The organism is Myroides profundi (genome assembly GCF_000833025.1).
In the GTDB taxonomy this organism is placed as follows: domain Bacteria; phylum Bacteroidota; class Bacteroidia; order Flavobacteriales; family Flavobacteriaceae; genus Flavobacterium; species Flavobacterium profundi_A.
Genome location: NZ_CP010817.1, coordinates 1,532,163 through 1,558,916, shown reverse-complemented (window position 1 = coordinate 1,558,916; position 26,754 = coordinate 1,532,163). Strand labels below are relative to the sequence as shown.

Sequence of the window (26,754 nt, the reverse complement as noted above, 5' to 3'; positions counted from 1 at the left end):
CCTTTATACGTCAGCTTTTGACATTATAATATATTAAGCGATAGGATATTATATCTTCATTTAACTTTAGCACAATAGTTTTAATAAAAATTATCAAAAAACAATTTGTTTTTATTAAAATTTTACCATATTTTTAATTAAAATTCTGAGTTTAGACCACCACACTTTACTCAACTAAAATTAACAAACTATGAAGAAATTTGTCGCTTTTTCCGTTGCCTTATTATCGATATTGACGATTACAATACTTCAAGGCTGTTCATCTTCGGATGATAATAACACACTAAATGAACCACAAACTCTAACAGCTACTCATAACAATATAGAGAGAAAGTGGTTGACTACGTACTATACTTTTACACCGGATATTAATAAAGCTGTGAAAACAGCATATCAAGTATCCTCTGTAGAAATTACTTTAAAGAATGGTGAATATACCTTATTTGATAGATATAGTGAGAAGAGCGACAAAGGCACTTATACACTAAATGGAAGTTCATTAACTCTAAAATCATCAATTGTAGATGAAAATATCAATTTCAAAATAAACAAATTAACTCAAAATGAAATTGACTTAACTGTAATTAATCATAAACACTTGACTTCAGTTGAACTAATCGCGATTAAATAATCATACTTTTAAATTATATAAAAAGACTTGTATTTTGAATTCAAGTCTTTTTTTTGGCCTAATTCTTGTTTTTCTAAATATATAGAACAGGTTTTCATTAAGGACACCTGCTCAAAAATACACAATATGAACTATTTTAGTATTTTTTATATGACAAAACTAAAATACTCACATATTTTTAATATATTAGATCATGTAATAAAAAAGAAAAGTACTATGAAACAGAAATTAAAAATCACTAGTAGCTTTATCATTATTGCTTCCTTACTTATATTAGGCCACCAAATCTATATGTATAATATCCATATAGAAACCTTACAACAAATAGAAGCTTTTAAAATACATGAATATGACAAAGAAATATTCATCAGTATTCTAACCTTCCTAATTGGAATAACAATGTATATTAGGTCTAGAAGAATAAAAGAATAGTAATAATAGTATTAGAAATCTAGTAACCTGAAGTTAATGATAAAAAAAACCTTTCTTTCGAAAGGTTTTTAAATTTTATAATATGTTGACTATTTCTTAGCTAAAACATATTTATCAGCTAGAGGTCCAGTAACTTCTTTACCTTCTTGGTCTAACATTAATAGGCTTCCTTCTTGCACTTTATATTGTGTAGATTCACCCTCAGCAACTAAAGTAACGATAGTTCCTTCAGCATTCCAAGTAAAAGTACCTTTCTCTTCGAACTTCTCTTCTCCTTTGTCTACATAGATTGCAGTCTTAGTATACGTTTTATCTTGATTTAAAACTACAGTAGTTTTAATATCACTATTAGCACCTGGTAAAGTACCTTCGTAAGTACCAGCCCAATCTAATGAGTTTTCTGAAGTGTGCTCATCCTTAACAGCAGTTTCTGTTTCAGTTGTTGTAGCAGTTTGCTCAGTTGCAGTAGTTTCTACTTTTTTATCATCTTTACAACCAACAAATGCAATACCTGTAACTAATACAGCTAATGCTAACATTTTTTTTCCTTTCATAACTTTGTTTTTATTATTTGAGAGAATAAAATTACAACAAATAATAGAACGAACAATAGTTAACTCTTTTTTTATATAAAAAAGAAAGATATGATAGGTAATTAATATACAATACAAATATTTGCCTCTCACTCCTTATTATTTTTAACATTCTAAAGAGCTTAGACTATAAATGTCAATAAATCAAATACCTTAATTTTCCCCTATATATTTCATTGGATCATGATATCTTCTACTTCCTCCCTACTCACAGCTATTTTACACCTTTATTGAAGATATTTCTTCACTCAATATTATTATATTTTTCATTTTCTTGTATCATAACACGATGCCATTAGGTGTCACTTTTCTTATTTTTAATATCTTTTTTAAATTTTTTTAACACTTAAACAATCACTTTATTATTCAAAAACAAGCTATTAGCCCTAATTACTTTAAGATTATTTTATCATCCTATCTTAAAAAGGCTTATATTTGGATTGATTATAGTAGTTATTTGTTGTTGCACACATTATAGAGACAGTAATTCAAATAAATTATTTATAACCACAAACGGTAAATAATTTTAATAACAATAAAGAGTATTTTAATTTTCTTACTAGCGCTTTTTAATCCGAGTACACTAATACTCGGATTTTTTATTTACTATTTATAGGCTTATCTACTTAACTCCCTACTCTATTTCATTACGATTATCGACTTAGAATTGTAAATGGTCAAAAACATCTAACCTTTAATCAAATACAAAACTATTCTTTTCACAATAAATCTTACCTTTCTGCTTATTAATAAACTTTAAAAGAGTATTTATACTAACTCAACCCTAATTGATCTACTTGTGAATAAACATACTATCTCTCCAAAAAGAATATTCTATGTAATATTCTGGACAACACTCTTTATTTCTGTATGGCTTCAGATATTAGATCCTAATGATCCTTTTGAGTGGTTATTACCCACTCTTTTCTTCTTATTGATATCTATTAGTATATCACATTACGTAAGTGATTATGAGCTTCCTAAAGCTCTGAGAAAAGGAGAAATAAAACAGTTTATTGTAAAAGCATTACTGTTCACACTATTTCTATCGCTAACCTTAGCCCTTTACTTCACCTTCTTTCCGAGTTATATGAATAAGTACGAGCTGCTAATTCAACAAGAGCAAATATCAGAACAGACCCGATTTATAACCCAATTATATAAATCTTTTCCTTCTGCGATGGCTATCATAACTACTACTTGTGGTATACGTTTTTATGAAGAACACAATAAAATAGAACAAATCAATGCCAAATTAAAACAGGAACATCTAGAAGCACATTTAAAACTTTTGCAAGATCAGATTAATCCTCACTTAATGTTTAATATACTCAACCATATTTACACATTGATGCAGATAGATGTAGAACTAGCCTCTAATGTACTACTAAAGTTTTCGGATATACTGAGATACCAACTTTATGAATGTAACCATAAGACCGTTCTTCTAGATCGAGAGGTACAGTATCTACAAGACCTAATCGCTATAGAACAGGTAAGATGGGGAGACGAACTAGAGGTAAACTCCACTTGGTCAATTCACAATAAAGAACTACATATCACTCCCCTATTGTTAGTACCCTTAATAGAGAATGCCTTTAAGCATGTGTCTAGACTTCCAAATAAGAAAGGCTATATTATCATAAAATGCACAGAACTAAATAATACTTTACATTTATATATAGAAAACTCTTTTAGTACTAAATATAAAATAGAGAAAAAAGCAGGTGGCATAGGTATTGCTAATGTACGAGAAAGACTATTAATGCAATATAGTGATGCCCATTCGTTCCATATAACACATTCTGACGAAAAACATATCGTTGAACTAACTATCAATCTAAAAAATCAATAATGTCTACAGATAAAAAAACACCCATATTAAAATGCTTAGTCATCGATGATGAACCATTAGCTAGACGTGCTATCATTGAATATATTAATCAGGTAGACTTTCTTCAGACAATAGACTCTTGTGCTTCTGCCTTAGAAGCTCAAGAATTAGTAGAAAATAATAGTTATGATCTCCTTTTTTTAGATATCAATATGCCTTATCTAAGTGGAATAGATTTTTTAGAATCGATTACTCAGTCTCCTATGGTTATCTTCACGACAGCCTATTCGGAGTATGCACTAGACGGTTTTAGACTACAGGTAGTTGATTATCTACTTAAGCCTATCTCGTTTAAAAGATTCTATCAAGCAGCTATTAAAGCAAAAGAACTTTTCACACTGAAACAACAATCTAAATCAGAACCGCAAGATATAACTGATAATACAGTATATGTCAAACACGAAGATAGTTTCGTAAAAATAGATTGGAATGATATTATGTACATTGAAGCAATGCAGAATTATCTAAAACTTCATCTAAAGAACCGCTGTCTTATCATTCATCAGACCATGATTGCCATAGAAGAATTATTACCTAAAGAACACTTCTTTAGAATTCACAAATCCTTCTTGATCAATATCAATCATATTGAATCCATATCTGGTGGTCGAGTATTTATTAAAGAAACAGAACTACCTATCTCTAGAATGAGAAAAGAAGCGTTACTTAATGAAGTAGTATATAAGAATCTGCTAAGCAAATAAAACAATATACAATTATGAAATCAACGGAACAAGAATGTCAAAACCGCTTAATACTTTTTCTTTTATACATATCTAGACACCAAATTCTTTATAATAGCCCCATTTAGAAACATCAAAAAAGAAATTCACTCTCTACTACTATAAAACACATGAGCTCATTTAAAAAACTTTAAAACAACATCCTAATACCTATATCATTACTAATTTTAATGTAACTTCGCTTTGACTTTTAATCAATAACTAAACGAGTCTAATTATGTACCCTGTATTTAGCCCTAAACTATATTTTGACAAGATTGTATTTGAATACTTGAATTCTATACTAAAATCAAACGGTTTTACTAAAGGAAGAGGAAATAATTGGACAAGAACAAACGGAGCTATTTTTAGTAAAATAACAATTCAGAAGTCTAAAAGTCGATTAGAGAGAGAAGTGTCTTTTCGCTTCTATCTACATCTCTGCCCTGAGGGTATTCAAACTACAAAGGTAACTATTGACAATAAAGAAATGGATTGGACTTATAATGAACAAGCCTATTCTGTCGAATGTGAAGATGTACTATCTAAAGAAAGAAAAATGTTCAAGTTTAAAAACCACGGTTGGTTAGGTTGGTATGTAATCTTCAGAGAGAATGCATGTGATCAACTACTAAATGATGAACTCAAAGTTGATTTTGAAAACTACATCCTACCTGTTATAAATAAGATTAATACAATTGACATTTACCAGAAGGTCAAAACTGATATGAATACATATCCTAAAAAAGATATACACTTAGGGATATACGATTACCTTTTTGAGTAATAAATACAATTAGTTAAAACAAGTCTATAATCTTATAACTTATAAACTCACTTGTAAGTATTAAACAACATACAAACTAAAACACCCATAATCAGTTCGTACACCTAATTGTTCTCCTATAAATTTTATTTCACAACTTTTGACTACGTGTTCAATCTTAAAATGGTGTAGCTCTTTTTTATTAATAAAGTCAAATACATACGCATTAGTTCTTTGTACTAAAACTAATTTTGTTTGATCTTTATTAAAACAGAAGACATTCACATCTTTTGTATATTCAAGTATTTCCAGTTCTTTTAATTTAATTTCTTGATTCATTACTAAATCAAAATAACGCATCCCCCATGTACCATAGCGCTCTCTTACTACAAGTAATTGATTAGACTGAACAAATTCCATCTGTCCTACCTCTCTAAAATCTCCTGTAATAACCTGTGCAATACTTCCATCTGCAGTATTAAAGATCTGAATCTCCCCTACTTTACTGTGATAAGCGAGTAATGTTCCATCTTGTGACAACTTACCACAACACACTGCTTTACCCTTATGAGGTATAGGGAATACAGTTTCTTTTGAGGCATTGACAAATGCAATACTCTCTTCTAGACCTATTGCTATCTGATGCTCTGAAACTGATAGAAAAGAAACACTATCATTATAATCTTCTTTTAGATTAGTAAAACTATCTTTTTCGAGGTTGTATTGATAAATAGCATGATCTATATCTAAGACTATAGTATCACTATTTACTTGATATTCCATTGTCCAGGCAAAACACCTAGGCAACTTAATTTCATTAAGTAAGTTCCCCAACGAATCTAATACAACTAGAACATCTCCTTCAGTAGTGTTTTTATACACCATGATTCCTTTAGGCGTAGAAGAGAACACCAAGGCTCCCGTATATCCTCCGCCTATATAAGTATGTAAACTAGGAGTTCCTACTTTTGCGTTTTCATTAACTAATACAAAGCCTTTTTTTAAAGCTTCCCATTCCTTTTTATAGAAATTATTAATTACTTGTTCTTTATCTGAAAAAGCTTTTTCTGTTTTCCTTAATTTATCTTCTTTTCCAGTTTCAGTATACAGTACATTGTTTTTTACAGAGAGATTAAGCACTTTACCTGTTGCTCTATTGATCAGTCTATGACTATTTACGTTGTACTTCATTGCTTTCTATTTTTTAATTAAAAACGTCTGTATTCTCTCTACATAAACTAATCATAGAAAGAACCTAAACAAGATAACTAATTTACAGATATTAAAAGATTTAAAAAAACATTTTACAAACCACTTTCTTTCCATATCTCTTTAACCAAAAAACGTTTTAAAAGAAGGTGAACTATACCCTACTTTTAAAACGTTTTTTCTTATCTGTCTATAAGCTCCACTTCAAAGACATTCCTCCATAGAATGTAGTAGAGAATTTAGGATCAGCTACTTTTTTCTCCTTAAAGATACTCTTGATTTTTCTCTCATTATAAGAAAATGACCTTACTAAGGTAGTACCTGCCGTAAACGATAAAGTCATATTATCAGAAAACTTAATCACAGGGCGTAACCCTGCCACGATCTGCTGAAACCCAAGAATCTTGGTTTCATTATCTTGTTTTACGATAGCAGTCATTCCTTGCAAATCTACTGCTGCACTTAATGAAAAGTCATCTGTAAACTTGTACCCCAGCTCAGCACCTTTAGGGAAAGTTACCTTAACAAAGAAATCACCACTAGTCTCCCAATTCAAATAAATACCAGGCAATACCATAGGTACCCCAAAACTATTCGTCAATACAGGCCCACCTCCTAGTGAAAAATTAGGTCTAAAATGCTTGATAAAGAATACTGCTCCCTGCCCTAGGATAGCGTCTTTATTTATATTCTCCATATCTGTATACACCCCCACAGACCCCATCAACAATAATGACCACGAATCACTTATCGATCGAAAGTGTTTTACACCTACAGAAGCATTTAATAATTCTGACGGGAACAGCTGCTCTTCATAATCTTTATGATTCATCCTAGCATACCCTCCATAAGCCATCACAGACCATATCCTTGGCTTATCCCTGTGATCCATTTTCATAGAAAGAGGGATTTCTAGAGCAAGCTCTACTTTTTTAAAATCACTTTTTGAGTCCGTCTTTAGACTATCTATCGGTCTAATATAATTAGACATTGGGACATACTCTACCTTAAACTCTCCTTGTATCTTACTTTGAGCTTGTACAGTATAAATACTCATAAATACCAAACCTAAAGTCAGCAAATGTGTTACTATTCTCATCTGTTCTATTTTGGCACAAAAAAACAACCCCTCCACGAAATCATAAAAACTATTTGACGACTGACTCGTTACAAGTGATATACATAATGCATGCGATTACTTCTGTAATCCTGTGTCTGTACTCTTTAGACCAATATCATTTCTATACATTATCCCTTTTATGTCTATGCACTCTGAACTTTGTCTTAGGCAAATACACATTATCAATTACAAAAAAATCGTATTTTCTTATAATAAGACCACTAAAAACTAGTGATAAATTACTTTTTAAGCTATTATAGAGTTATTTTATGTCTATTTATATACTAAAAAAGGCACTCCTAAAGAGTTATGTCATAAAATCTTATCATTTTTTTTAGCCACATTAATTCATAACACCCTCAAAAATAATATATTAAAACAAAATCACTCAATATAGCGTTATATAACCAATACCTTACCACCTCAGCATATATAGGGTATATAGGCTATTCCTTGGACAATTATAGGAGAATACTAGGACTATAACTGGCTAAAAGACTCTTTTGCCCAAGAATACTCCTTTTATTCTCTGTTTACTATACTTATATATCCTCAGAATAATAACTAAAATCGCTCTTAAGAATAGAGATTTTTATCGAGATACGACTTTTTTCACCCTTTCTGTAGAGGTTAATATATTCTCATATAGCCATGGTCATATACACTTACTACTCTTCACTGCCTTTTATTTTTTAAAACATCATAAACATTTGTATTACTGTATTTTATATCTTGTATAAAGAAATAAATCATCCTAAAAAAAGCGTTGTTATGGCAGAGATTAAACAAGGAATATTAAGTGAAGTAATAGGAAAAGTAGGGACCATAGTAGGAGTCAGATGGAGAGGTAGAAATATCATCCGTGCTAAGCCTCATAAATCGCGTAAAAAAGCTACAGAAGCACAGTTGAGACAATGGGATAAAATGAGTCTAGTCTCTACGTTTACTGCTAAATTCAAGGACTTTGTGAATATGTACTGCCCTACTATCTTTATAGAAGGCAAATGGATGACGGGTAAAGAACAAATGATTTCTAGATTAATGAAACAAGGAATCGAACTCTACAATGGAGTACAGTATATTAATATACAGCAGGTATTACTCTCTATAGGAACTCTAGCCCCTGCTGTAATTAAAAAAATCAATCGCCTTAAAACGGGGAAGATTAAGGTACAATGGGATAATACACTAGTCAATGCCTTAACACTAAACACAGATACTCTTACGATGATGGCATATAATGAAGAGCTAGATGCGTTCATCGATATCCCTAATATAGGGACACGAGCAGAAAGATATGCGCACTTCAGCCTACCTGCCCATTGGGACAAAGGTAGAATATACCTATGGAGCATGTGGAAATCAGCAGACAATAGTATCAACAGCACTAGTTGCTTTCACGGAGTTTTAGAACTTGCTGAACAAGAAACCACAACAGAAGAGGAACATCAAGCTATAAAACAACAACAAACACCTGTCCATACAGATACGACTAACACAAAAGAAGATAAACCAATCCCCTCATCACCTACTGTACAAGAAAAGTCTATATCACAAGTAAAACAAGAAATAGAGACTGCTATACCTATTCAAATTAAAAACAAGGATATACCTCTTAGGGAACAACAACCCGTCGATGAACAAACAGAAGTAGACAATCATTTAGCTTATCCTCCTGGCTATATAAGGAAAGTCAGCAAAGAATTAATCAAAAGAATAAATGATCCCGAGAAATCACACATTCCTGATACAATGAATGAAGATTACTCTATTCTAAAGTTATTACTCCCTGACGACGAACAGCGAGAATGAATCAATAAATAAGCTATCTGCTTTAGATAAGTCTGTAAATAATTAAATTTTATGTACATTATACCTGTTTATAATCTAGTGGTATGCTATTATAATTTACAGTCCTACCCTATACAGACTCTGCTTTATTCTGTGTAGTATGACTATCTTTGTGATATGAATACCGTTTGATTATTATTCATAACTTTAAACAATCAAAACAGGTCAACTATGAGTATAGTACTAACAGACATAAAAGAAAACTTAGGAATTATCACCATTAATTCAGAAAAATCACTTAATGCGCTATCACTTGAAATCGTGAGTGAATTAAAAAGGATTTTAGAACAATGGAGAGATAATAGCGATATAAAATGTGTTTTTCTACAAGGTGCTGGTAAGAAAGCATTCTGTGCTGGTGGGGATATCCGCCAAGTAAGAAAAGCAATAGAAGACTATAAAACTATAGATCCTACTCAGGTACCTCCTATCTGTGAAGAATACTTTATTACGGAATACAGTGTAGATTACTTAATCCATACGTATCCTAAACCGATAGTTGTCTGGGGAGATGGTATAGTAATGGGAGGAGGCTTAGGATTATTAGCAGGAGCCTCGCACCGTATTGTCACAGAACGCAGTCTATTAGCTATGCCAGAGATTAGCATTGGATTATATCCAGATGTTGGAGCTTCTTATTTCTTAAATAAGATGCCTTCTGCTTATGGATTATACTTAGGGTTAACGGGGACTCGCTTTGATGGAGCGGATGCCTTATTTCTAGGTATTGCAGACTACTTTATACCTTCTACTGTGAAAAATAGTATACTAGACGAATTAGTACAGATCAGTAGTAGTGATCAACTATCAGATAGGCTTAATACCCTATTAGCACAGCGCAGTACTCCTAGTACAGGCTTACCTGTATCTCAGGCGATGTTACACAAGTCTCTTATAGCAGCATTAGAACCGATACACTCTGTAGCCGAATTTATCGCTATCGTAGAGCCTGTAGCTAAATCTGATGCATGGGTGGCGGCAGGATACTCATTCTTTACTAAAGGTTCTCCTACTTCTGTCCACGTTATCTTTAGACAGCTTACAGAGAGTAAACACTACAGCTTAGAAGAAGTCTTTAGATCAGAGCTTAACCTTACATGTCAGTTTACCGTTCATCCGGACTTCTCTGAAGGCGTAAGAGCTCTATTAATAGACAAAGACCAATCTCCTAAATGGACTCCTAACTCATTAGAACAAGTGAGTAACGAATGGATAGAAAGCCACTTCACTCCTCTGTGGTCTGCAGAAGAACATCCTTTTAAAAATATAAAACAAGCATAATCATGACGGAAGAACAAAAATTTATTGCTGAGTCTATTAGTTATCTCATTAAATCTGGTTTTTGGGACAGTGAAGATGTAGAAGAGTTTATTACTGAAGAAATCAATGAGAATGATTTACAAGGTAAAATAAACGAAAAGTGGGTAAACGAAACTATTCTAAAAGAAGAAAGAGCACTGCTTAAAGCAAGTAAAAATTGGCATGTACCAACTACAACACAAAGGTTAACGAAAGCCTTTGATCAATTAGTAGGTCAACATATCATCGCACTTCATTATGCTGGATATACTATAGACGATGGATACTATGAAGTAGATCAAATAGAAGAACAACTACAAGCAAAAGGTAAAAAATCTAAAGGTATCTGTTTCTATAATGAACAAGACCTTCAACGTGCTTTTAGAGAAAAAGAACCATATTTGACTCTTGCTTTCCAAGATATGCACTCTGAAAAAGAGGAAGACTCCATCGCAGTAGGTAAAAAAATTGTTCAAACCTTACAAGAAAATGGGTTTAAAACAGAATGGGATGGTACTGCGACACAAAAGATCACTATCTTAAACTTTGCGTGGCAACAAGCTTATAAACCAGAGAATGCCTTATTATTAGATTACGATTCAGTAGCTGAGAAGCTTCTTAAAACAATATAATTTTAGAAATGAGTAGTACGATATGTACTACTCATTCTTATTTATACCCTATACAGCATAGTCACCTATTACTTCATAACCTATTGTACTAAATAATACAGCTATAGGTAAATAATGAGATTATTTTAAAAAAAAACATGTTATTTATCATGTTTTCAACCTATTAAACCCCTTAAATTTGTTAGAAGAAATAAAACAATAAACAAATAGAATGATTATTACACTTATAGAATAGGTACATTTAGAATAGATTTGACTATACTTTCTCGTAAATATTTTATGGCTAACGATTAATCAATATTCTCACTAAGAGAAGAAAATATATTAATAAATTACGGTTAAAATTAGCTTTGTGACAGACGCAAAGTACCCATAGAATCACAAAAAAACTGTTTATTTAGACTGACAGGTAACCTTATAACAATTACCTGTACTTAATCCGACAGATCATAGTATGACAGAACTGTATGATAGCGCACAATTATACAACGTCTCTCTCATTCACTTCTAAATAAGAGTTACAGTTCAATTTTTTATCTCTCTATAACTCCCTTATAGAGAGTTTTTTATTTTCCTTAAGCTGTATCCTTAGCCTTTAATTTGTTGATAAAAACTGACGGAGAGTCTCCAGTCACTTTTTTGAAGGTAACAGTGAATCGGCTGTGAAAAAAGCTCACTACCTTTTATGAGGCCCTTTAACTATTAAATGATGATCACACTTAAAATCAAAAAATACGTTATACAGCACTAGATTAACTACAACAAAAAAAGGCGCCCTAAAAGGACACCTTTATATACTTAATAAAGTAAAATTCTTATTCTTCGTGGAAAGCTAACACAGGAACATAGTTGTGGTAACTTAATTTCTTAGTCATACTACTTGTAAATAGTTTTTCGAAGAAACCTCTATTTCTTTTTACAGAAACTAAAAGGTCAATATTCTCTTCGTCTAAGAAATCAAATACTGCTTTTTCTACATCGCTGCTTTCTACAATATAGAATTTCACATTGTCATTCTTAAAGTTCTCTTTCCAACTATTAATTACGGCAGGATCTGCTTTATCTTTTGCAGTTGCAACGTGAATACATTTTACAGTTGCATTAAACCCTTTAGCCATTTGAACAATAGTCTCTAAAGTAGTTTTATCTTGTGAACTGAACAAAGTTGTAAATGCAATAGAATTAATTCCATCAAAAATAGCATCATGAGGAATACTCAATACAGGAATTCCTAAAGAACCAATTGCATTAGCAGTATTAGAACCTAAGATTTTCTTATCTAATCCTGAGTTACCATTTGTACCCATCACTACTAAATCAATATCTTCTTCTTTAACTCTTTTCTTTAAGATAGTGTTCAAGAAACCTTCTTCTAAGATGAAGTGCATTGGAACGTGGTCTAAGTTATGCTGTTTTGCTATATCTCTAATTTGAGGTACTTGATCTTTGAAATTTTCAAAATTGCTCAACTCAATAGATTTATATACATCCTGTACCATTACAGGATTAGCTGTTGCAGAAATCACAGGCATCTCATAAGCATGTAGTACAAAAAGAGTTGCATTTTGGTTTTCTGCCATTCTTAACGCATATACTAGAGCATTGTTAGCTGTTTCTGAAAAATCTGTAGGGAATAGTATTTTTTTCATGGTATCCAATTGTTTTATTTGTATAAAGATATGAATAATCTTTATGTTTTTATAGTATTTTAAAGGCTAAAAGTTGTAAAATATGCTATAGAGAGCTTAAATAGCATGTAAACACATACTTTTATACCTATTAGGTATAAATAGACAAATTAGGGCACTATTCTACCTTTAATTAGCCTTATAGTGATAAACATTTCTAATTAAAATATACGTAACTAAACTCGCTACTAGTAGGCATACAAAGAACTTCTCTTCACCATCGTAGACATCATTAGATTAAATGAATTAATAGTATCTTTGCCTCATATTTAGAAAAGATATGATATTACAAGATACTATTGTCGCTTTAGCTACTCCTTCAGGAGCAGGTGCTGTAGCTATAATAAGAGTTTCGGGTAAAGATGCGATTACACTAGTCAATGGCATTTTTAAATCGATCAAGAATAAAGATTTAACGACACAAAAAACACATACTTTACACTTAGGTCATATTGTAGATGGAGAGCGTGTATTGGACCAGGTATTAGTGTCTGTTTTTAAAGGACCTAATTCATACACAGGAGAGAATACAATTGAAATTTCTTGTCATGGTTCTACTTTTATTCAACAACAGATCATCCAATTATGTCTGCGTAAAGGTGCTAAAATGGCGCAAGCAGGAGAATTCACCATGCGTGCCTTCTTAAATGGAAAGCTAGACCTATCTCAAGCAGAAGCGGTAGCTGACTTAATTGCCTCTGACAATGAAGCTAGTCATCAAATCGCTATGCAACAAATGCGTGGTGGCTTCTCAAGTGAGATTGCTAAACTTCGTGAACAATTATTAAACTTTGCTTCTCTTATTGAATTAGAGTTAGACTTCTCAGAAGAGGATGTTGAGTTTGCTGATCGTACACAATTCAGAGAACTAATCGACCGTATAGAATTTGTTCTTAAACGTCTTATTGACTCTTTCGCCGTTGGTAATGTAATTAAGAATGGTATTCCTGTAGCTATCGTTGGAGAACCTAACGTAGGAAAGTCTACCCTACTGAATGCTCTGCTAAATGAAGAGCGTGCTATCGTATCAGACATCGCTGGTACAACTCGTGATACAATCGAAGATGAATTAGTAATAGATGGTATTGGATTTAGATTCATTGATACTGCTGGTATCCGTGAGACAAAAGATGTAGTAGAAAGTATCGGTATCCAAAAGACATTCGAGAAGATCGAAGCTGCACAAGTAGTTATCTACTTAATAGATGGAGCTAAGCTAAATAGTAGTTCTCTTGATCAGATTAAAGTTGAACTAGAGAAACTAAAAAACAAATACCCTCTAAAACCACTTCTTGTTGTATGTAACAAGAGAGACTTGTTATCAGAGGAACAGATTGGTTTATACCAAGCAAATATTGACAATCTTATGCTGATGTCTGCAAAAGAAAATATGGGTGTAGAAGAACTAAAAGAGGCTCTATTAGGCTTCGTTAATACTGGTGCTTTACGCAATAATGAAACTATCGTAACGAATACTCGTCACTATGACTCTCTATTAAAAGCTTTGGAAGAAATCGAAAAGGTTAAATGGGGACTTCAGACTAATTTATCTGCTGACCTTATGGCCATAGATATCCGCCAAGCATTATACTTCTTCGGTGAAATAACAGGACAAGTTACGAATGATGAGTTGTTAGGGAATATTTTTGCGAACTTCTGTATCGGTAAATAACCTGTCTTTTTAATACTTTACCTTGATTTAAAATACTGTGAAAATCAAATAGTTAAGTGTTAAATATTTTTATAAGATGTCCTTATTTTCTATATTAGTCACAACATATTCGCAACATAATAAAAAAGTGTTGTGAAAGTGTTGTGAAAAATCGGTCTCCCTTAACCTAATATAGATATTATGAACATCACACTTAAACAACGAAAACTACCTAGTGGAAGAATCAGTCTTCTGATTGAGTATACAAAAGGAGTTGAAGTTACTTCTACTGGAAAGAAGAAGTATATCAGAGAATTTGAAAACCTAAAACTCTTCCTACATGGTGCTCCTAATAGCCCAAAGGAAAGAAAGGAAAACAAAGAAGCTCTTCAAATGGCTGAGAATATCTTAGCAATAAGACAAAGCGAGAACCTTAGAGGTAAATATGGAATTAAGAATAAGCATAAAGGGCAACGTTGCTTCTTGGACTTCTTTCTTGAAAAAACAGAAGAAAAATACGAAAGTCCTAAAAACTATGGAAACTGGACAGCTTCTTTTCTTCATTTAAAACGTTGTATATCTCCTACCCTTACTTTTGATGAAGTAGATGATGATTTTTTAAAAAGAGTTAGAGAATACATTGATAAAAAAGCCCTTACTAAAAGTAAACTTCCTCTTTCATTAAACTCAAAATACTCTTATCTCAATAAGTTTAGAGCTGCTCTTAGATTAGCTTTTGAAGAGGGCTATCTAACGATTAACTATGCCCAAAAGGTAAAGAGCTTCAAACAAGCTGAAAGTCAAAGAGAGTACCTTACGTTTAATGAGGTACAACGTCTGGTAGAAACAGATTGTAAATACGAAGTACTTAAACGTGCTTTTTTATTCTCTTGTTTAACTGGTCTACGCTGGTCGGATATTAACAAACTTGTTTGGTCTGAAGTAAGAGACGAAGATGATGTTTGTAGAGTCATCTATAGACAGGAAAAAACGGAAGGTGTTGAGTATCTTTATATCTCTAAACAGGCAAGAGAACTCTTAGGGGAAAGAGAATCACTGAATCAACTCGTTTTTACTAATCTTAAATACTCCGCTATTTACAATAATGAAATTGTCCGTTGGTGTAACCGAGCGGGTATTCACAAGCATATTACCTTCCATAGTGCAAGACATACCAATGCGGTACTCCTTTTAGAAAATGGGGCTGATATTTACACTGTTTCAAAGCGTTTAGGGCATCGTGAGATCAGAACTACACAAATCTATGCTAAAATCATAGATAGTAAAATGAAAGAAGCCTCTGAGCTTATTCCGGAACTTAAGTTTGGATTTTAAACTAAAAGTTTAATTACAGATTATAATTACAATAAAGCCAAGTAGTACTTAAAAGTACACTTGGCTTTAGTCGTTTATGATATAAGTGTAGTTTGCTTCTAAATCTAAAAAAAATGACTATGGAGACTATTAAACTTATACTTGAAAAGCTTAATTATCTAGAGCAACTTATTATCTCTAATCACAAGGAAATTCTGTCTGTGGAAGAACTAGAGAAATATACAGGTTTTAAAAAATCATATATCTATCATCTGGTTCACTTTAGTAAAATTCCTTACTCTAAACCTAATGGTAAGTACTTGTTCTTTCAGAAGTCTGAAATTGATGAGTGGTTGCTCAAGAACAAGTCTTTATCTGATGATCAAATCCAAGAAAAAGCGCGCGAATATGTCTTGAAAAAGAAAAATATTTAGGAGTTTTTTATTGAATTAAAATGTCGGCACAAAAAGTTATGGTCCTTTATTGGTGAAGGATAACGGAGGATGTGGTACACTTGAAATTTACATTTGAAAAAAAATGTTAGCGTAGAATTGTAAAAAGTAAAATTATGTAAACAGAAAAAAAATCTATCCCATTAAAAGTGTTCACCTTATTCCGATGGAACGTGACCATCTAAAATAACAAGTTCAAATGTGTCTAAATATCTTAGCAAAAAATATAGGAGATATGGTAAATAAAAATTTGACATGTTATAATGAAATTAACTACTACAACTATATACCAAAGGAATAAGTCAACTTCAAATAGTGGCAGGATTCGAACCACTCCTTGTAAATATCTTTAAAATCAATCACTTGAAGATCTTTTAAAAAAACCTACTCACCTAATTACTCACTCGTTTATTTATAGGTAATTAATTCAAAATTAATCATTTAATTCATAAAACAAATTTTATACGATAAATTTAGCTTTGTTATGAAAGATAATGTTCTACACTCCATGATTTTTTAGGTCATGGAAGTTTAATCACATGCTTTACTGTTTTATTTCCATTACTTGTTTTACTGCTGCTCCTTTTGGTTCTTTTCCAGCATTAAAAACAATCTCAATATCTTATTCAGAATCGACAAGTTTGCCAAATTGTGTTCTTCCTATTTCAATACTTTGTAAAGCTTTTCCAATTTGTCAATCAATACTCTAGTATACCCTCCTTAGCCACAAAGTGTCTAAGTTTGAAGAAACAGGTTACAATCACATCTTCTCTTTTATTGATGCGTTTATCGCTAAAAGAAAAATTCAATCGATTTTATAAAATAAAGCCTCTTACAATTCTAATTATGAGGCTTGTTTCTATAAATCAATAAAATAAATACTTTCTCTAGTGGGGAAATTTAGTTTTAAATCTTGGAAAAATACTATACCACCATCTATTTTTCTTCCATTTAACATTCAATTTATCTAAAACTTGTTCTTCTAAATCTTTCTTAAATTGTTTATTTTCATTTCTACTTAAATCTCTTAACAAAAAATAACTTCGTGCATTAATTGTCCTATTATTTAAAAATCGAGATCCTTCTCCTACAGATATCAATCCTAAAGTGGTAGTGCAATTATCTATTCTTTTTACATAGCACAATACTACTGTTTTTCTGTCTCTTAATAAAAAATATACATAATACATATTTCCATTTTTCTCATCAATTAATCCTCCAAAAGATGAACTATCTAATGGTACTTGTAATGAAAACTCTCTTTGTTTTAAATTTTGTATTTCATTTATAGTTTTATCTTCCGAAACATTTAAGATATAATGTTCTGCATAGGGATGGCTTCCCACCATAAACAAAGAATACAAAAAATTAATAATGAAAATAACAACTAAAAAACCAATCAATATTTTTAAAAATCGAACTATTTTATTCATAAAAATTATCTAAAATTAGACATACCTATATTTATTAAAACACGTTGTTCAGGTGTATATGGATAGCTATATTTTGGAGAAGGCAATATAAAATTCAACAATGTCTTTGGAGTTGCGGTAGCTCCCAAACCATACCCTAAAAGATTTGATTTGAATCTATCTACTGGACTTAAAAACCCGATCGAGACAAAAATATATGTTGACTTACAAAGGTCTAATCTGCCGAAATTGCACTCCTATCCATTAACAGTCCACTTGCACCTGTAATTTCTAACTTATCATATGCCAAGTCATGTTGTATAGCAGGAAATTCAACTAACGATGATGGATAATAAGAAAAATCTCGTATTGGCTGTCCTCCTGTTCGCCCTTCTCCTCTTGCTGATGGAGAATACCCCTTTATAGGTGCTGTATGTGTACCTACAAAAGATGGTTGTTTATAATTCATCATCGTGGTGTTAGTATTATTTAACTTTAAAGTAGCTGATGGAAAAGTATTAGTATAGGCATTTACTGATAAGTTCACACTCCCTTTATCAAAACTTATATTGAGCTTTTGTGCTACATCTACAACTTGGTATCCCATAGAGTTTAGTCCTCTTTTTTCAAAACTTGAAACACTTGCATGTTGTTCATAATTAATAGACATGCCTGATTTTGTAAAATAATTATTATTTCCATCTTCTCCTGGATAAAAATCTCTTCCTTGAAATTTACCAAAAGTCTTTCCTATCTCCGTAGTTTTTGTAGTACTTAATCCTGTTAATTCTCCACTACTATTTTCTGTGGCAGAAAGATTTATAGTTGTTGTCAATTTATCTCCCTCTGGAAGGCTTCCTAAAGGACCATCATAATTATCTGCTATAAAACTATTAAAAGTAAATGATAAGTTTCTTCTGCTTTAGTTGAAACTTGATCATTAGCCTTATTATCCCAATAAATAGAACCGTCTTTTCGTTGTACAAAATCCTCAGGCGCCATACCTGTAGGGTCGGTTAAATTAATAGGATTATTCATTGTATAGTTATACGGATTCCACCCTACAAACTTCTCCGCCAAAGGATCCACACTCAGAAATATACTCATTCCATGATCATAATAGAGTGCGCCATAATAGTAATAGCCTATGCTTTCGTCTAATTTAGCACTGTGTTCGGTTTGTTCGCCAAAAGCTCATCGCTTTCTCCTCCAAACTCGTTGAACTTATAAATGTTATCAAATATATTATTAGTACTCTGCTCTGTCATTACTTCCCCAAATGATAAATACTCTACATATTGACATGGCTTTCCTAAGATGTCTGTAATATAAAAAGAGCATCACTTTTAATACCCTAAACTTTAGCTTTAAAGCAAAAAAAGAGTATCCTCAATAAAAAAAATAGTTTATCCTCAATGTGATAACATTCGTCTTACTATATTAACTTTACTACCACTTTGACTACAAACCATTTTTAAAATACATTAAGGTATTTTGTGATTTTTAAATAATTAATCCTGTATTGGTTATTCAGGACTAGTCACAATCAAAATGCTTGTGGATAGTCTATGCTTTAATATTTATCATTTACCACAGAAGAATCAGTTTCGATTTCATGCAGTAAAAAAATTATAAAATCAAGTATATTAAAAACAATAATAAATGAACAAAACTAAAAAAATTTAATACTACTAAATCTTTCTTTTTTACTAAATCTACAATCAGAATTATAACCAACAGACTACCCAACACGCATACTATTAACCAATCTTCTTTATCTAAAGACAAAAAAGACAGAATAGATATTAATGTAATATATATTATATTGACTATTACTAAAATTCTCTTTCTTTTTGGTAGATTTCTACTTAAATTAATCAAAATGAAAGGTACTGAAGTTATTAAAAATATAATTAATACCCCCATAGCTATACCTCCTTCTCTTTTAAGAAAGAAATATATTACACATACCACAATTATATATATAACAAAATAAATATTACTTAACCCTTTTACCATTTACTGTCATATTATTTAAAGATTCTCTTACATTATTTCTAACTGTTCGACCTATAGAAGACTCCCTCGAAATAGATCCTGAAATATTCCCACTTGACTTTAACATTGAGTTAAATGTTCCTGGGCGTCTTCTATAACTATCACTTTCTAAAATCCCTGCTCCAATCAAATGATTAGAAACATTTGTTGTACAATTATTATAAATCAGATTATATTTCTCTCCCGAATTTCCTAAAGTTTCTCCTTTGAATGAAAGACTTGTTGATAAACTAGTTTTTTGTTCAGGACTAACTTTAGCAAAATAAGAATTTGCTAATGGGTACCTTTCTTTAAAATCACTTTGAGAAGACACAACTTGCTGTAAATCTGTACCAAACAAATTTCCTGCTCCAAAATCTCTTGTAGTTCCATCGTCTTTAGTAGGATAGTAATTAAATGTATTTCCATCGAAACCGATAGCACTGTGACCAATAGATCCTTCAACTTCAGCCATTATCTCAACTATTGCAAAATCTGGCGAAAACTCTTCTCCATGCTTTATATCTCCTTTCGAATTTTGAAACTTCATAGAAGTAGCACTATATGCTGATTCAGTAAAATATCTATCTTTACTATCAGTATATGTAACTGCTATTAAATTATTTTTATTATCAAATAAATAATCATTTTCTCTTCCTTCTGCTTCCATCCCGGTAGGGTCAACCAAATTAATCGGGTTATTGTGTACATAATGGTATGGATTCCATCCCACAAACTTCTCCGCCAATGGATCCACATTCATCCATCTACCAATGGCTGCATCATAGTTACGAGCACCATAATCGTAATAGTTAAGACCTAACTCTTCCTGTTTCTCCTTGCCATTGTATTGATATTTATAATCCTTCATTAAAGCATCATTCTTCTGATTATAACCTTTATGAGCCAATCCAAAAGGATAATAGTTTATTTCTTCAATGATCTTATGAGGTAATATTAAATTTTCATTATTAATATCACTATAGGATACTCTCACATTGCCCAGATGATCTTTAAATTGATACACATAAGAATTTGTTTCAGCATTAAAGAATCCCTCCGCTGTTGGTAAAAAACTAAGCTTGCCCTTTACATACTGAAACCCTCCTAGATAATCCGTTAGAGTTACAACTCCTTTCTCTGTTACTTTCTTCTGTAGTTTCTCTCCACTAGCTGTATAAAGATACTCTATTTTATCAGTTCCAAAGTTAATCTCTACAGGTAAATTTAGGTGATTATGCTTAATCTTAGTTATTTTCTTGTGCTTATCACTAGTAAGATTACCAAACTCATCATAGGTGTAATCAGAACCTACTGTATTTACTTGTTTAAAACCTTCTTGATTTCCAGAAGCATCTCTTACAGTGGATAATCTATTACTCCCTGATTCATATCCATAAGTAAGCTTATCAATTACTGTTGTTACTCCCCCTACAGAAGCTCCGTTTCTATCAAGTTTTAAAATATTTCCATTTTTGTCATAGGCTAGTTTTTCATCATATAGATTAGCTGTTGAAGCTGATCCTAAGTCTGGAGATTTAAAAGAACCTAATACTAATCTATTAGCTCCATCATAGACATAGCCGTAACTACGCTTTTTATTATCTATACCACTTGTCCATATCTGTTCTGAGATATTACCGTTATAAAGGGCGTTTACACCTGTAATACTTTGCTCAGGTTTGTTGTAGTTAAGTTTTAATAAAAATAATGGACGTCTCAAGTTAGGGTGATAATAATTAGCTATACTATTTATATCTGTTAACCATCCTCTAACATTGTATAAGTATAGATTTGTATTAAAAAATATATTTTTAGCAAGATTTCCTCCCACATCCTTTTTCTCTAAAGCTCCTAACTCATCATAAACATTTTTAAAAAGTACAACCTCTGCTAAAGTATTAACCTTATGGGTTTGCTGTAATAACCTTTCTGCGTGATCATAAACAAAGTTTTCTTCAACAATACTTTGCACTGCAACGTTATCTTTTTTATGTTTGGTGGTTACTTTTAAAGGAAGACCTGTAAAAGTATACTTTGTATCTACTTGTGTATATCCTTGTAAATAATTCTTAGTATAACTTCTAAGAACACGACTGTTATAATCATACAACATAAAAGTAATATTTGCTTTATTCTCACTAGAAGTAGTTAATACTCTTGTCCAATTTCCTGTGAGTAATCCTTTTGCATTTTGTATAACTGTTTGACCTTCTATTGCTGTAAAGTTAGTTGCTGCTCCAGGATAGGTATAGTCGTCATAATAGTTAACACTTAGTACAGTAAGATTATCTTTTGGAAAAACAGTATTAGTGTAAGTTACAGGTGCTCCTCCGATATTTGTTGATGAGGCTCTTTTCTCAAAAGATATAGCATTAGCATTTACATTATCCTGAAAAGTCTTACGCGTAGTTTCACTAACTGCTAATCCATTGTAAAACCCACTGTAAATCACTCTAGAATGAGCATCGTACTTAGTTACCATCCATCCTTTAGCCTCAGTGCCAAAAGGATTATATACAGGTCCTATAGCTACTAGTCTATCTGATTTATCATAGACCATATATTCCCAAGTCTTACCTGGTAGTTTTTTAGCAACTAGTCGGTTTTTGGTATCGTATTTATATTGATAACCTAGCTTGTCTACATTAGCCAAGGTAACATCACCATTTAATAGTGGAGAAGTTACTATAGATAGATTTCCATATTGATCATAGATATAATAAGTATCTAATGTTTCTCCAGTACCTGTAATCACTCCAGAGCCTCTTAAAGGGTTATTAGGCAACTGTTCTACTTCTTTTGTGGTATTATCTATCTGGTTGTCTACATTTTTTTCTAGATTTTCTACGATCTTGTCAAAATTATCAATGACATCCTGTACTGACTTTCCTTTAAGTTCATCACCAATTATATTACTTACACTAGGCATAGGGCTTGACATAGGTGCATTAGAAGCTGTACTAAATAAAGTAGGCACTCCTTGAGGATTGTTATAGACTCTTTTTAATACTACTTTTCCTTCTTGATCTTTAAACTCTTGTGCCACATTACCATTTTCATCTGATACAGAAGTTACATAAAGAGAATTTACAGGATATGTTCCTTTCTCTACAATAGTTACATTATAAATTCCTGTAGCTGAAGCTAAAGTTGCTTTTGCCTGTCTATACTTAACCTCATTTGCTGTATTGAATCGATACGAAAAATCGATTGTATTGTTACCACTAATTTTCCAATCCTCTCCAGGAGAACCTGTCTTTAATACTCTTTTAAGAGGTGATTTTTCATACAATGTCTCACTATAAGGATTAGTAGTTTTTTGGTACTTATCCGTATTGTAATAATTAAGTGTACCAGTTTTAGCGTTAGCTACATACTCAGAACTTCCACTAGCAACTGAATAACTTAAAAAATCTTTGGTTTGACCAATATTTAAATCGTATTCCGTGTGCTTTACAACACTATTTTTAGTTGGGCTAGCACCTACTGCCACTTCTTGTATAGGTCGTCCAAGACCATCGTAATACACTACCTGTGTTTTCTGAGCTACAGTAGTACTTGCTTGTTTGACAGGCTGTGTATATTGAGTAGTCTTAATATAATTTTGAGACTTCGTTTGAGCGACTATAGTATTTAAACAACAAATACTAAATAGTACGATATATTTATACGTTTTCATCTCTGCTTAGTTTTTAGTTGTTCTTATAGTTATACTCATATTCATTTAAAATATTACCATCCTTATCTTTTATCGCCTTTAAACGATTAGCCCCATCATACTCATAAGTTATATATACACCTTTAGGATCTGTGAGCTTAGTCACTCCCACAAGCGGCCTATGTTCATAAGTTGTAATCGATGCCTCTTTTAAGTTAGCATTAGCTCTAAGATTATTGATTTGAGTTAGTTTACCCTCATCTATAGTTGATAGATTAGCAACAGACACTCCTAGTGCACTTGCAACCTCCTCCTTAGATGCATTCTCTATCTTCGCTATTAAAAGGCTGTTGTTGTAACCGTATAAAAGTGTTTGTTTTAAGCCATTACTATTCACAAGTTCCATTATGTTTTTATAGTCTTTATCATACGTTAAAACACTTTTATCCTCTAGTTTATCATCTTTACCATATACCATTACTTCTTTAGGACTAACTTGGTTACTAAAGTTTAATACTTTTCTTGTTAGCAGTATATCATTTTTATACTCTTTCTCTTCTAATGGTATCCCAAGTATATTCTTACCTATTAAAAATGTATTATTAGTATCCAAAGCATAACTATAATCAACTCTAGACTTACTTAAGCCATTTGATAAAATAGATTCTTTACTAACTACATTTTGATTCTTATATTTAAAGTTTGAAGTTTGAGTCATAAATAAATTACCTTGTTCATCATACTCATTAGTTGTAACAGAGGTAATATTATTATACACCATAGAATTAAAATAACTAGTCACTGAAAATGGATCTAAATCAAACTTAAGTTCAAAACCGTCTCCATCCGAGGCATAATAATTTCTTCGAATAACGTAAGACATTAGTTTTTTACCTGAATTAAAGGTTTGATACTGATTTTTTGTTTCTTTTACTTTTCTATAGTTCTTTGGTGTAATTGTTTTATAATAATTTTCACTCATAAGTAAATACCTCTCTTGTCTAGTTGAACTCATCGGTACATTAGGTAGGTCCAAGTCTATTTCGGCTCTTGCTCTTTCATCTGTATTTATACTATAAAAACTCTCCTTATATCCAATATTTTCTACTTCTTCTGTTAAAGCACTATAATACACTTGATTTCCTCTATTCATAAAATCATTGTTAATACTATTATCTTGTAGTACATATCGATATCGATCTCTTTTAGGAGTAAGTGTAGTATATAAACTAAACATCTTATTACTTCCATATCCCTCTTTAGCGATACAAATAGGGTAGGTTTGTGTTTTAGATAAAAATTGCCTATCCCATCGTTTAATTATGGAACCTTTACCACTTTCTATTTCACTAAGAGAATTATAATAAATCTTTTTACTTTCTTGCTTTTCTCCTTTTTCATTATAATTTTCTATTAAAGAAACACGGGATCCCCCAGCAATAATAACATCTTTAAAAAGCCTATCGACTATTTTTTCGTTATATGATATTCTAAAACTAGCTGAAACTTCATTTAACCTTGTTAATGCTTCAAAAATCACTTTATATTTTCTACCAGGAATAACATAAATTGGACAATTTTGCCCTCCTTGAGTACATGTTGCTTTACTTTGATTAATCCTTTCCTTAGTGACATCTCTTGATACACTAAAAATAGTTTGATTGGTAACCATATCTTCTACTGAAACAGCAATACGATCATGAAAATCCCAACCACTGTGCCCAATTGGATTTCCATTAGAGTCTTTACGCAAACATCTTTCATAATCTACACTACCACTACCAAATATTTCAATATAATTCACTCCATTTAATGGAATTTCAATAATAAACTCCTTTGAGGCGTCCCTTGGATAATCAGTACATTTAGTTCTCAGATTAATACCATTTCCATCTGAAATAACAACTTTCCTCATTTCACTTCCATAATGAGGCTCATAACTAATTCTAGTTATTCCTTTGGTCGGATTTTCTATTTCTATTAAGTTACCTACTCCAACATAATTATTATCATATTCAAAATCTGATGCTAAATACTGTTTCCCGCCTGCTTTATTTACAATAGCTTCGAAATTCTCTAAATTTAAACTAGCCATGGTAGGATAGGGACTAGTATTAGAATAGGCAGATTTAGGATATCCATCCTTATCCTGCTCAAAAGAAAAACGGCTAGGTAGAGAACTTATAGCGCTGTACTTAAATTTATAATTTGTTAGTAACTTATTATCTACTACAGATGATAAAAAATATCTTTTTTCGATTGTATTTGTGTTAAGTCTATACCATGTAGCCATTCTATAATCGACTCCTCGATTAACTTGCTCATAATTTAATGTTATATCTTTTACAACAATATTATTTAAATTACTTACCTTGACTCCAGTTAGTAATTTACCAGAACCATTAATAATATCTTCTCTAATTTTATTGTAATCAAATAAAACACTTCCTATGCTACTTGTTATTTTCTTTAATCTTTTACTTTTCACAGTTAGATTATAAACATCTCTAATATCTGTCATCTCCCATCCTGTATCAAGCCCCCCAACAGTATTAGGATCAGAACTACATTTTATAGCATAAATCAGTGAATTAGATACTGATGAATAATAATCTAAATCGTTATCTTCATATTCTAAATTAACTACTTCATTACTTCTGGAAATAATTTGCTTTAAAAACCATGCACTTTCATACTCTGTTTGTCTAAAAGATTGTTTTAAAGCTTTATTTTTAGACTCTTCTATAAATTGCTCTGCTCCTCCAAAAACATATCTATTTCCTAGATTATCTATTATCTCAAACTCCAAAAAAACACCTATACTGGGATTCACTCTTTTTGCAGATATCTTTATATTATCCTTTCCGTTATAAGTGATATTAAGTTTTCTATCAATAAAAAACTCACCACTAATCCCATTGGAAATATTAAAACTAAACCAATCGTATTCAGAATCATACTTAGAATTCTCTAAACTACTATCTTTGAACTTTTTCCATTCTTCTGGATCATAACTATGGATTTTACTAAGGTTAGGAGAGTATTGATCATAGCTTTCATCTGGTTTTCCTCTAAGTACTCTAGATATAACTCCTCCTGCATTTAGATTCCATGACATACCTACACTTCCTCCTATATCATTCACCTTCACTCCACTTACATAGTCAAGTGTTACAGGAATTGATACATCTTGTAATTGTAAATTATAAATAGGTACTTGATAAGAGAATTGCCCTGTGGGTGAACTTTTTAGGTCATCTAAGATACTTTGCTTAAAAACCTCACTACTAGGTGGATGTATCTCTGGCACATTCCATTGTTGTCCAAAAATGATATTGGTACTTAATAGACTAATTATACCTCCTAATACATATATATACTTTTTCATAC

At 31.6% G+C, this 26,754-nt stretch carries 20 protein-coding genes; 11 read left to right on the top strand and 9 right to left on the bottom strand.

Annotated features, from left to right (window positions below):
• Positions 1 to 190 precede the first annotated feature (190 nt).
• On the top strand, positions 191 to 631 hold the full coding sequence (locus MPR_RS06870) for a hypothetical protein (protein ID WP_041890661.1): 441 nt from the start codon (positions 191 to 193) through the stop codon (positions 629 to 631).
• Between the two features lie 216 nt (positions 632 to 847).
• Positions 848 to 1,063, top strand: coding sequence for a hypothetical protein (locus MPR_RS06865; RefSeq protein WP_041890658.1), 216 nt, complete (start codon positions 848 to 850; stop codon positions 1,061 to 1,063).
• Positions 1,064 to 1,152: 89 nt separating this feature from the next.
• Here MPR_RS06865 and MPR_RS06860 read toward each other — a convergent pair whose 3' ends face one another.
• Entirely contained in the window at positions 1,153 to 1,617 is a 465-nt protein-coding gene (locus MPR_RS06860) for a copper resistance protein NlpE (RefSeq protein ID WP_041890655.1), read from the bottom strand.
• Positions 1,618 to 2,455: 838 nt separating this feature from the next.
• Between MPR_RS06860 and MPR_RS06855 the strand changes: the two genes are divergently transcribed.
• The 3 genes from MPR_RS06855 to MPR_RS06845 all read left to right on the top strand — a co-directional run bounded on the left by MPR_RS06855 (position 2,456) and on the right by MPR_RS06845 (position 5,059).
• Complete coding sequence (locus tag MPR_RS06855; protein WP_235280620.1) at positions 2,456 to 3,511, top strand: sensor histidine kinase; 1,056 nt, start codon at positions 2,456 to 2,458, stop codon at positions 3,509 to 3,511.
• Positions 3,511 to 4,254, top strand: a complete 744-nt coding sequence (locus MPR_RS06850; protein ID WP_041890649.1) for a LytR/AlgR family response regulator transcription factor — start codon at positions 3,511 to 3,513, stop codon at positions 4,252 to 4,254. The genes MPR_RS06855 and MPR_RS06850 overlap by 1 nt, the downstream gene beginning before the upstream one ends.
• 256 nt (positions 4,255 to 4,510) lie before the next feature.
• A complete protein-coding gene (locus tag MPR_RS06845) occupies positions 4,511 to 5,059 on the top strand; it encodes a DUF4304 domain-containing protein (protein ID WP_041890646.1) in 549 nt (182 codons plus the stop codon).
• A gap of 60 nt (positions 5,060 to 5,119) precedes the next feature.
• On the opposite strand, the gene MPR_RS06840 is transcribed toward MPR_RS06845, so the two are convergent.
• Both MPR_RS06840 and MPR_RS06835 read right to left on the bottom strand, forming a co-directional pair.
• Complete coding sequence (locus MPR_RS06840; protein ID WP_041890644.1) at positions 5,120 to 6,229, bottom strand: hypothetical protein; 1,110 nt, start codon at positions 6,227 to 6,229, stop codon at positions 5,120 to 5,122.
• A 208-nt stretch (positions 6,230 to 6,437) separates the two neighbouring features.
• The gene (locus MPR_RS06835) at positions 6,438 to 7,346 is read right to left on the bottom strand and encodes a DUF6268 family outer membrane beta-barrel protein (protein ID WP_041890642.1); all 909 of its coding nucleotides are present in this window, start codon (positions 7,344 to 7,346) and stop codon (positions 6,438 to 6,440) included.
• 792 nt (positions 7,347 to 8,138) lie between these two features.
• Here MPR_RS06835 and MPR_RS06830 point away from each other — a divergent pair.
• From MPR_RS06830 to MPR_RS06820, 3 genes are all read left to right on the top strand, one after another.
• Positions 8,139 to 9,179 (top strand): DUF6266 family protein, encoded by a 1,041-nt coding sequence (locus MPR_RS06830; protein ID WP_041895259.1) that lies wholly within the window; start codon positions 8,139 to 8,141, stop codon positions 9,177 to 9,179.
• A gap of 210 nt (positions 9,180 to 9,389) precedes the next feature.
• Positions 9,390 to 10,499 (top strand): enoyl-CoA hydratase/isomerase family protein, encoded by a 1,110-nt coding sequence (locus tag MPR_RS06825; protein ID WP_041890639.1) that lies wholly within the window; start codon positions 9,390 to 9,392, stop codon positions 10,497 to 10,499.
• Positions 10,500 to 10,501: 2 nt separating this feature from the next.
• A complete protein-coding gene (locus MPR_RS06820; protein WP_041890637.1) occupies positions 10,502 to 11,149 on the top strand; it encodes a DUF6891 domain-containing protein in 648 nt (215 codons plus the stop codon).
• Between the two features lie 815 nt (positions 11,150 to 11,964).
• Here the strand turns inward: MPR_RS06820 and MPR_RS06815 are convergent.
• Positions 11,965 to 12,798: a universal stress protein gene (locus MPR_RS06815; RefSeq protein ID WP_041890634.1), complete on the bottom strand. Its 834-nt coding sequence runs from the start codon at positions 12,796 to 12,798 to the stop codon at positions 11,965 to 11,967.
• A 319-nt stretch (positions 12,799 to 13,117) separates the two neighbouring features.
• On the opposite strand from MPR_RS06815, the gene mnmE reads away from it, so the two are divergent.
• From mnmE to MPR_RS06800, 3 genes are all read left to right on the top strand, one after another.
• A complete protein-coding gene (gene mnmE / locus MPR_RS06810; protein WP_006259236.1) occupies positions 13,118 to 14,509 on the top strand; it encodes a tRNA uridine-5-carboxymethylaminomethyl(34) synthesis GTPase MnmE in 1,392 nt (463 codons plus the stop codon).
• A gap of 180 nt (positions 14,510 to 14,689) precedes the next feature.
• Complete coding sequence (locus MPR_RS06805) at positions 14,690 to 15,823, top strand: tyrosine-type recombinase/integrase (protein ID WP_041890631.1); 1,134 nt, start codon at positions 14,690 to 14,692, stop codon at positions 15,821 to 15,823.
• Positions 15,824 to 15,942: 119 nt separating this feature from the next.
• Positions 15,943 to 16,236: a helix-turn-helix transcriptional regulator gene (locus MPR_RS06800; RefSeq protein ID WP_041895257.1), complete on the top strand. Its 294-nt coding sequence runs from the start codon at positions 15,943 to 15,945 to the stop codon at positions 16,234 to 16,236.
• A gap of 905 nt (positions 16,237 to 17,141) precedes the next feature.
• Here MPR_RS06800 and MPR_RS06795 read toward each other — a convergent pair.
• From MPR_RS06795 to MPR_RS06770, 5 genes are all read right to left on the bottom strand, one after another.
• Complete coding sequence (locus MPR_RS06795) at positions 17,142 to 17,687, bottom strand: hypothetical protein (RefSeq protein ID WP_139177131.1); 546 nt, start codon at positions 17,685 to 17,687, stop codon at positions 17,142 to 17,144.
• Between the two features lie 214 nt (positions 17,688 to 17,901).
• Positions 17,902 to 18,501, bottom strand: a complete 600-nt coding sequence (locus MPR_RS06790) for a hypothetical protein (RefSeq protein ID WP_041890624.1) — start codon at positions 18,499 to 18,501, stop codon at positions 17,902 to 17,904.
• Positions 18,502 to 18,548: 47 nt separating this feature from the next.
• The gene (locus MPR_RS18410; RefSeq protein ID WP_041890620.1) at positions 18,549 to 18,773 is read right to left on the bottom strand and encodes an RHS repeat-associated core domain-containing protein; all 225 of its coding nucleotides are present in this window, start codon (positions 18,771 to 18,773) and stop codon (positions 18,549 to 18,551) included.
• An 892-nt stretch (positions 18,774 to 19,665) separates the two neighbouring features.
• Entirely contained in the window at positions 19,666 to 23,385 is a 3,720-nt protein-coding gene (locus MPR_RS18120) for a DUF6443 domain-containing protein (RefSeq protein ID WP_052472671.1), read from the bottom strand.
• Between the two features lie 13 nt (positions 23,386 to 23,398).
• Positions 23,399 to 26,752 (bottom strand): RHS repeat domain-containing protein, encoded by a 3,354-nt coding sequence (locus tag MPR_RS06770; RefSeq protein ID WP_041890614.1) that lies wholly within the window; start codon positions 26,750 to 26,752, stop codon positions 23,399 to 23,401.
• Positions 26,753 to 26,754 lie beyond the last annotated feature (2 nt).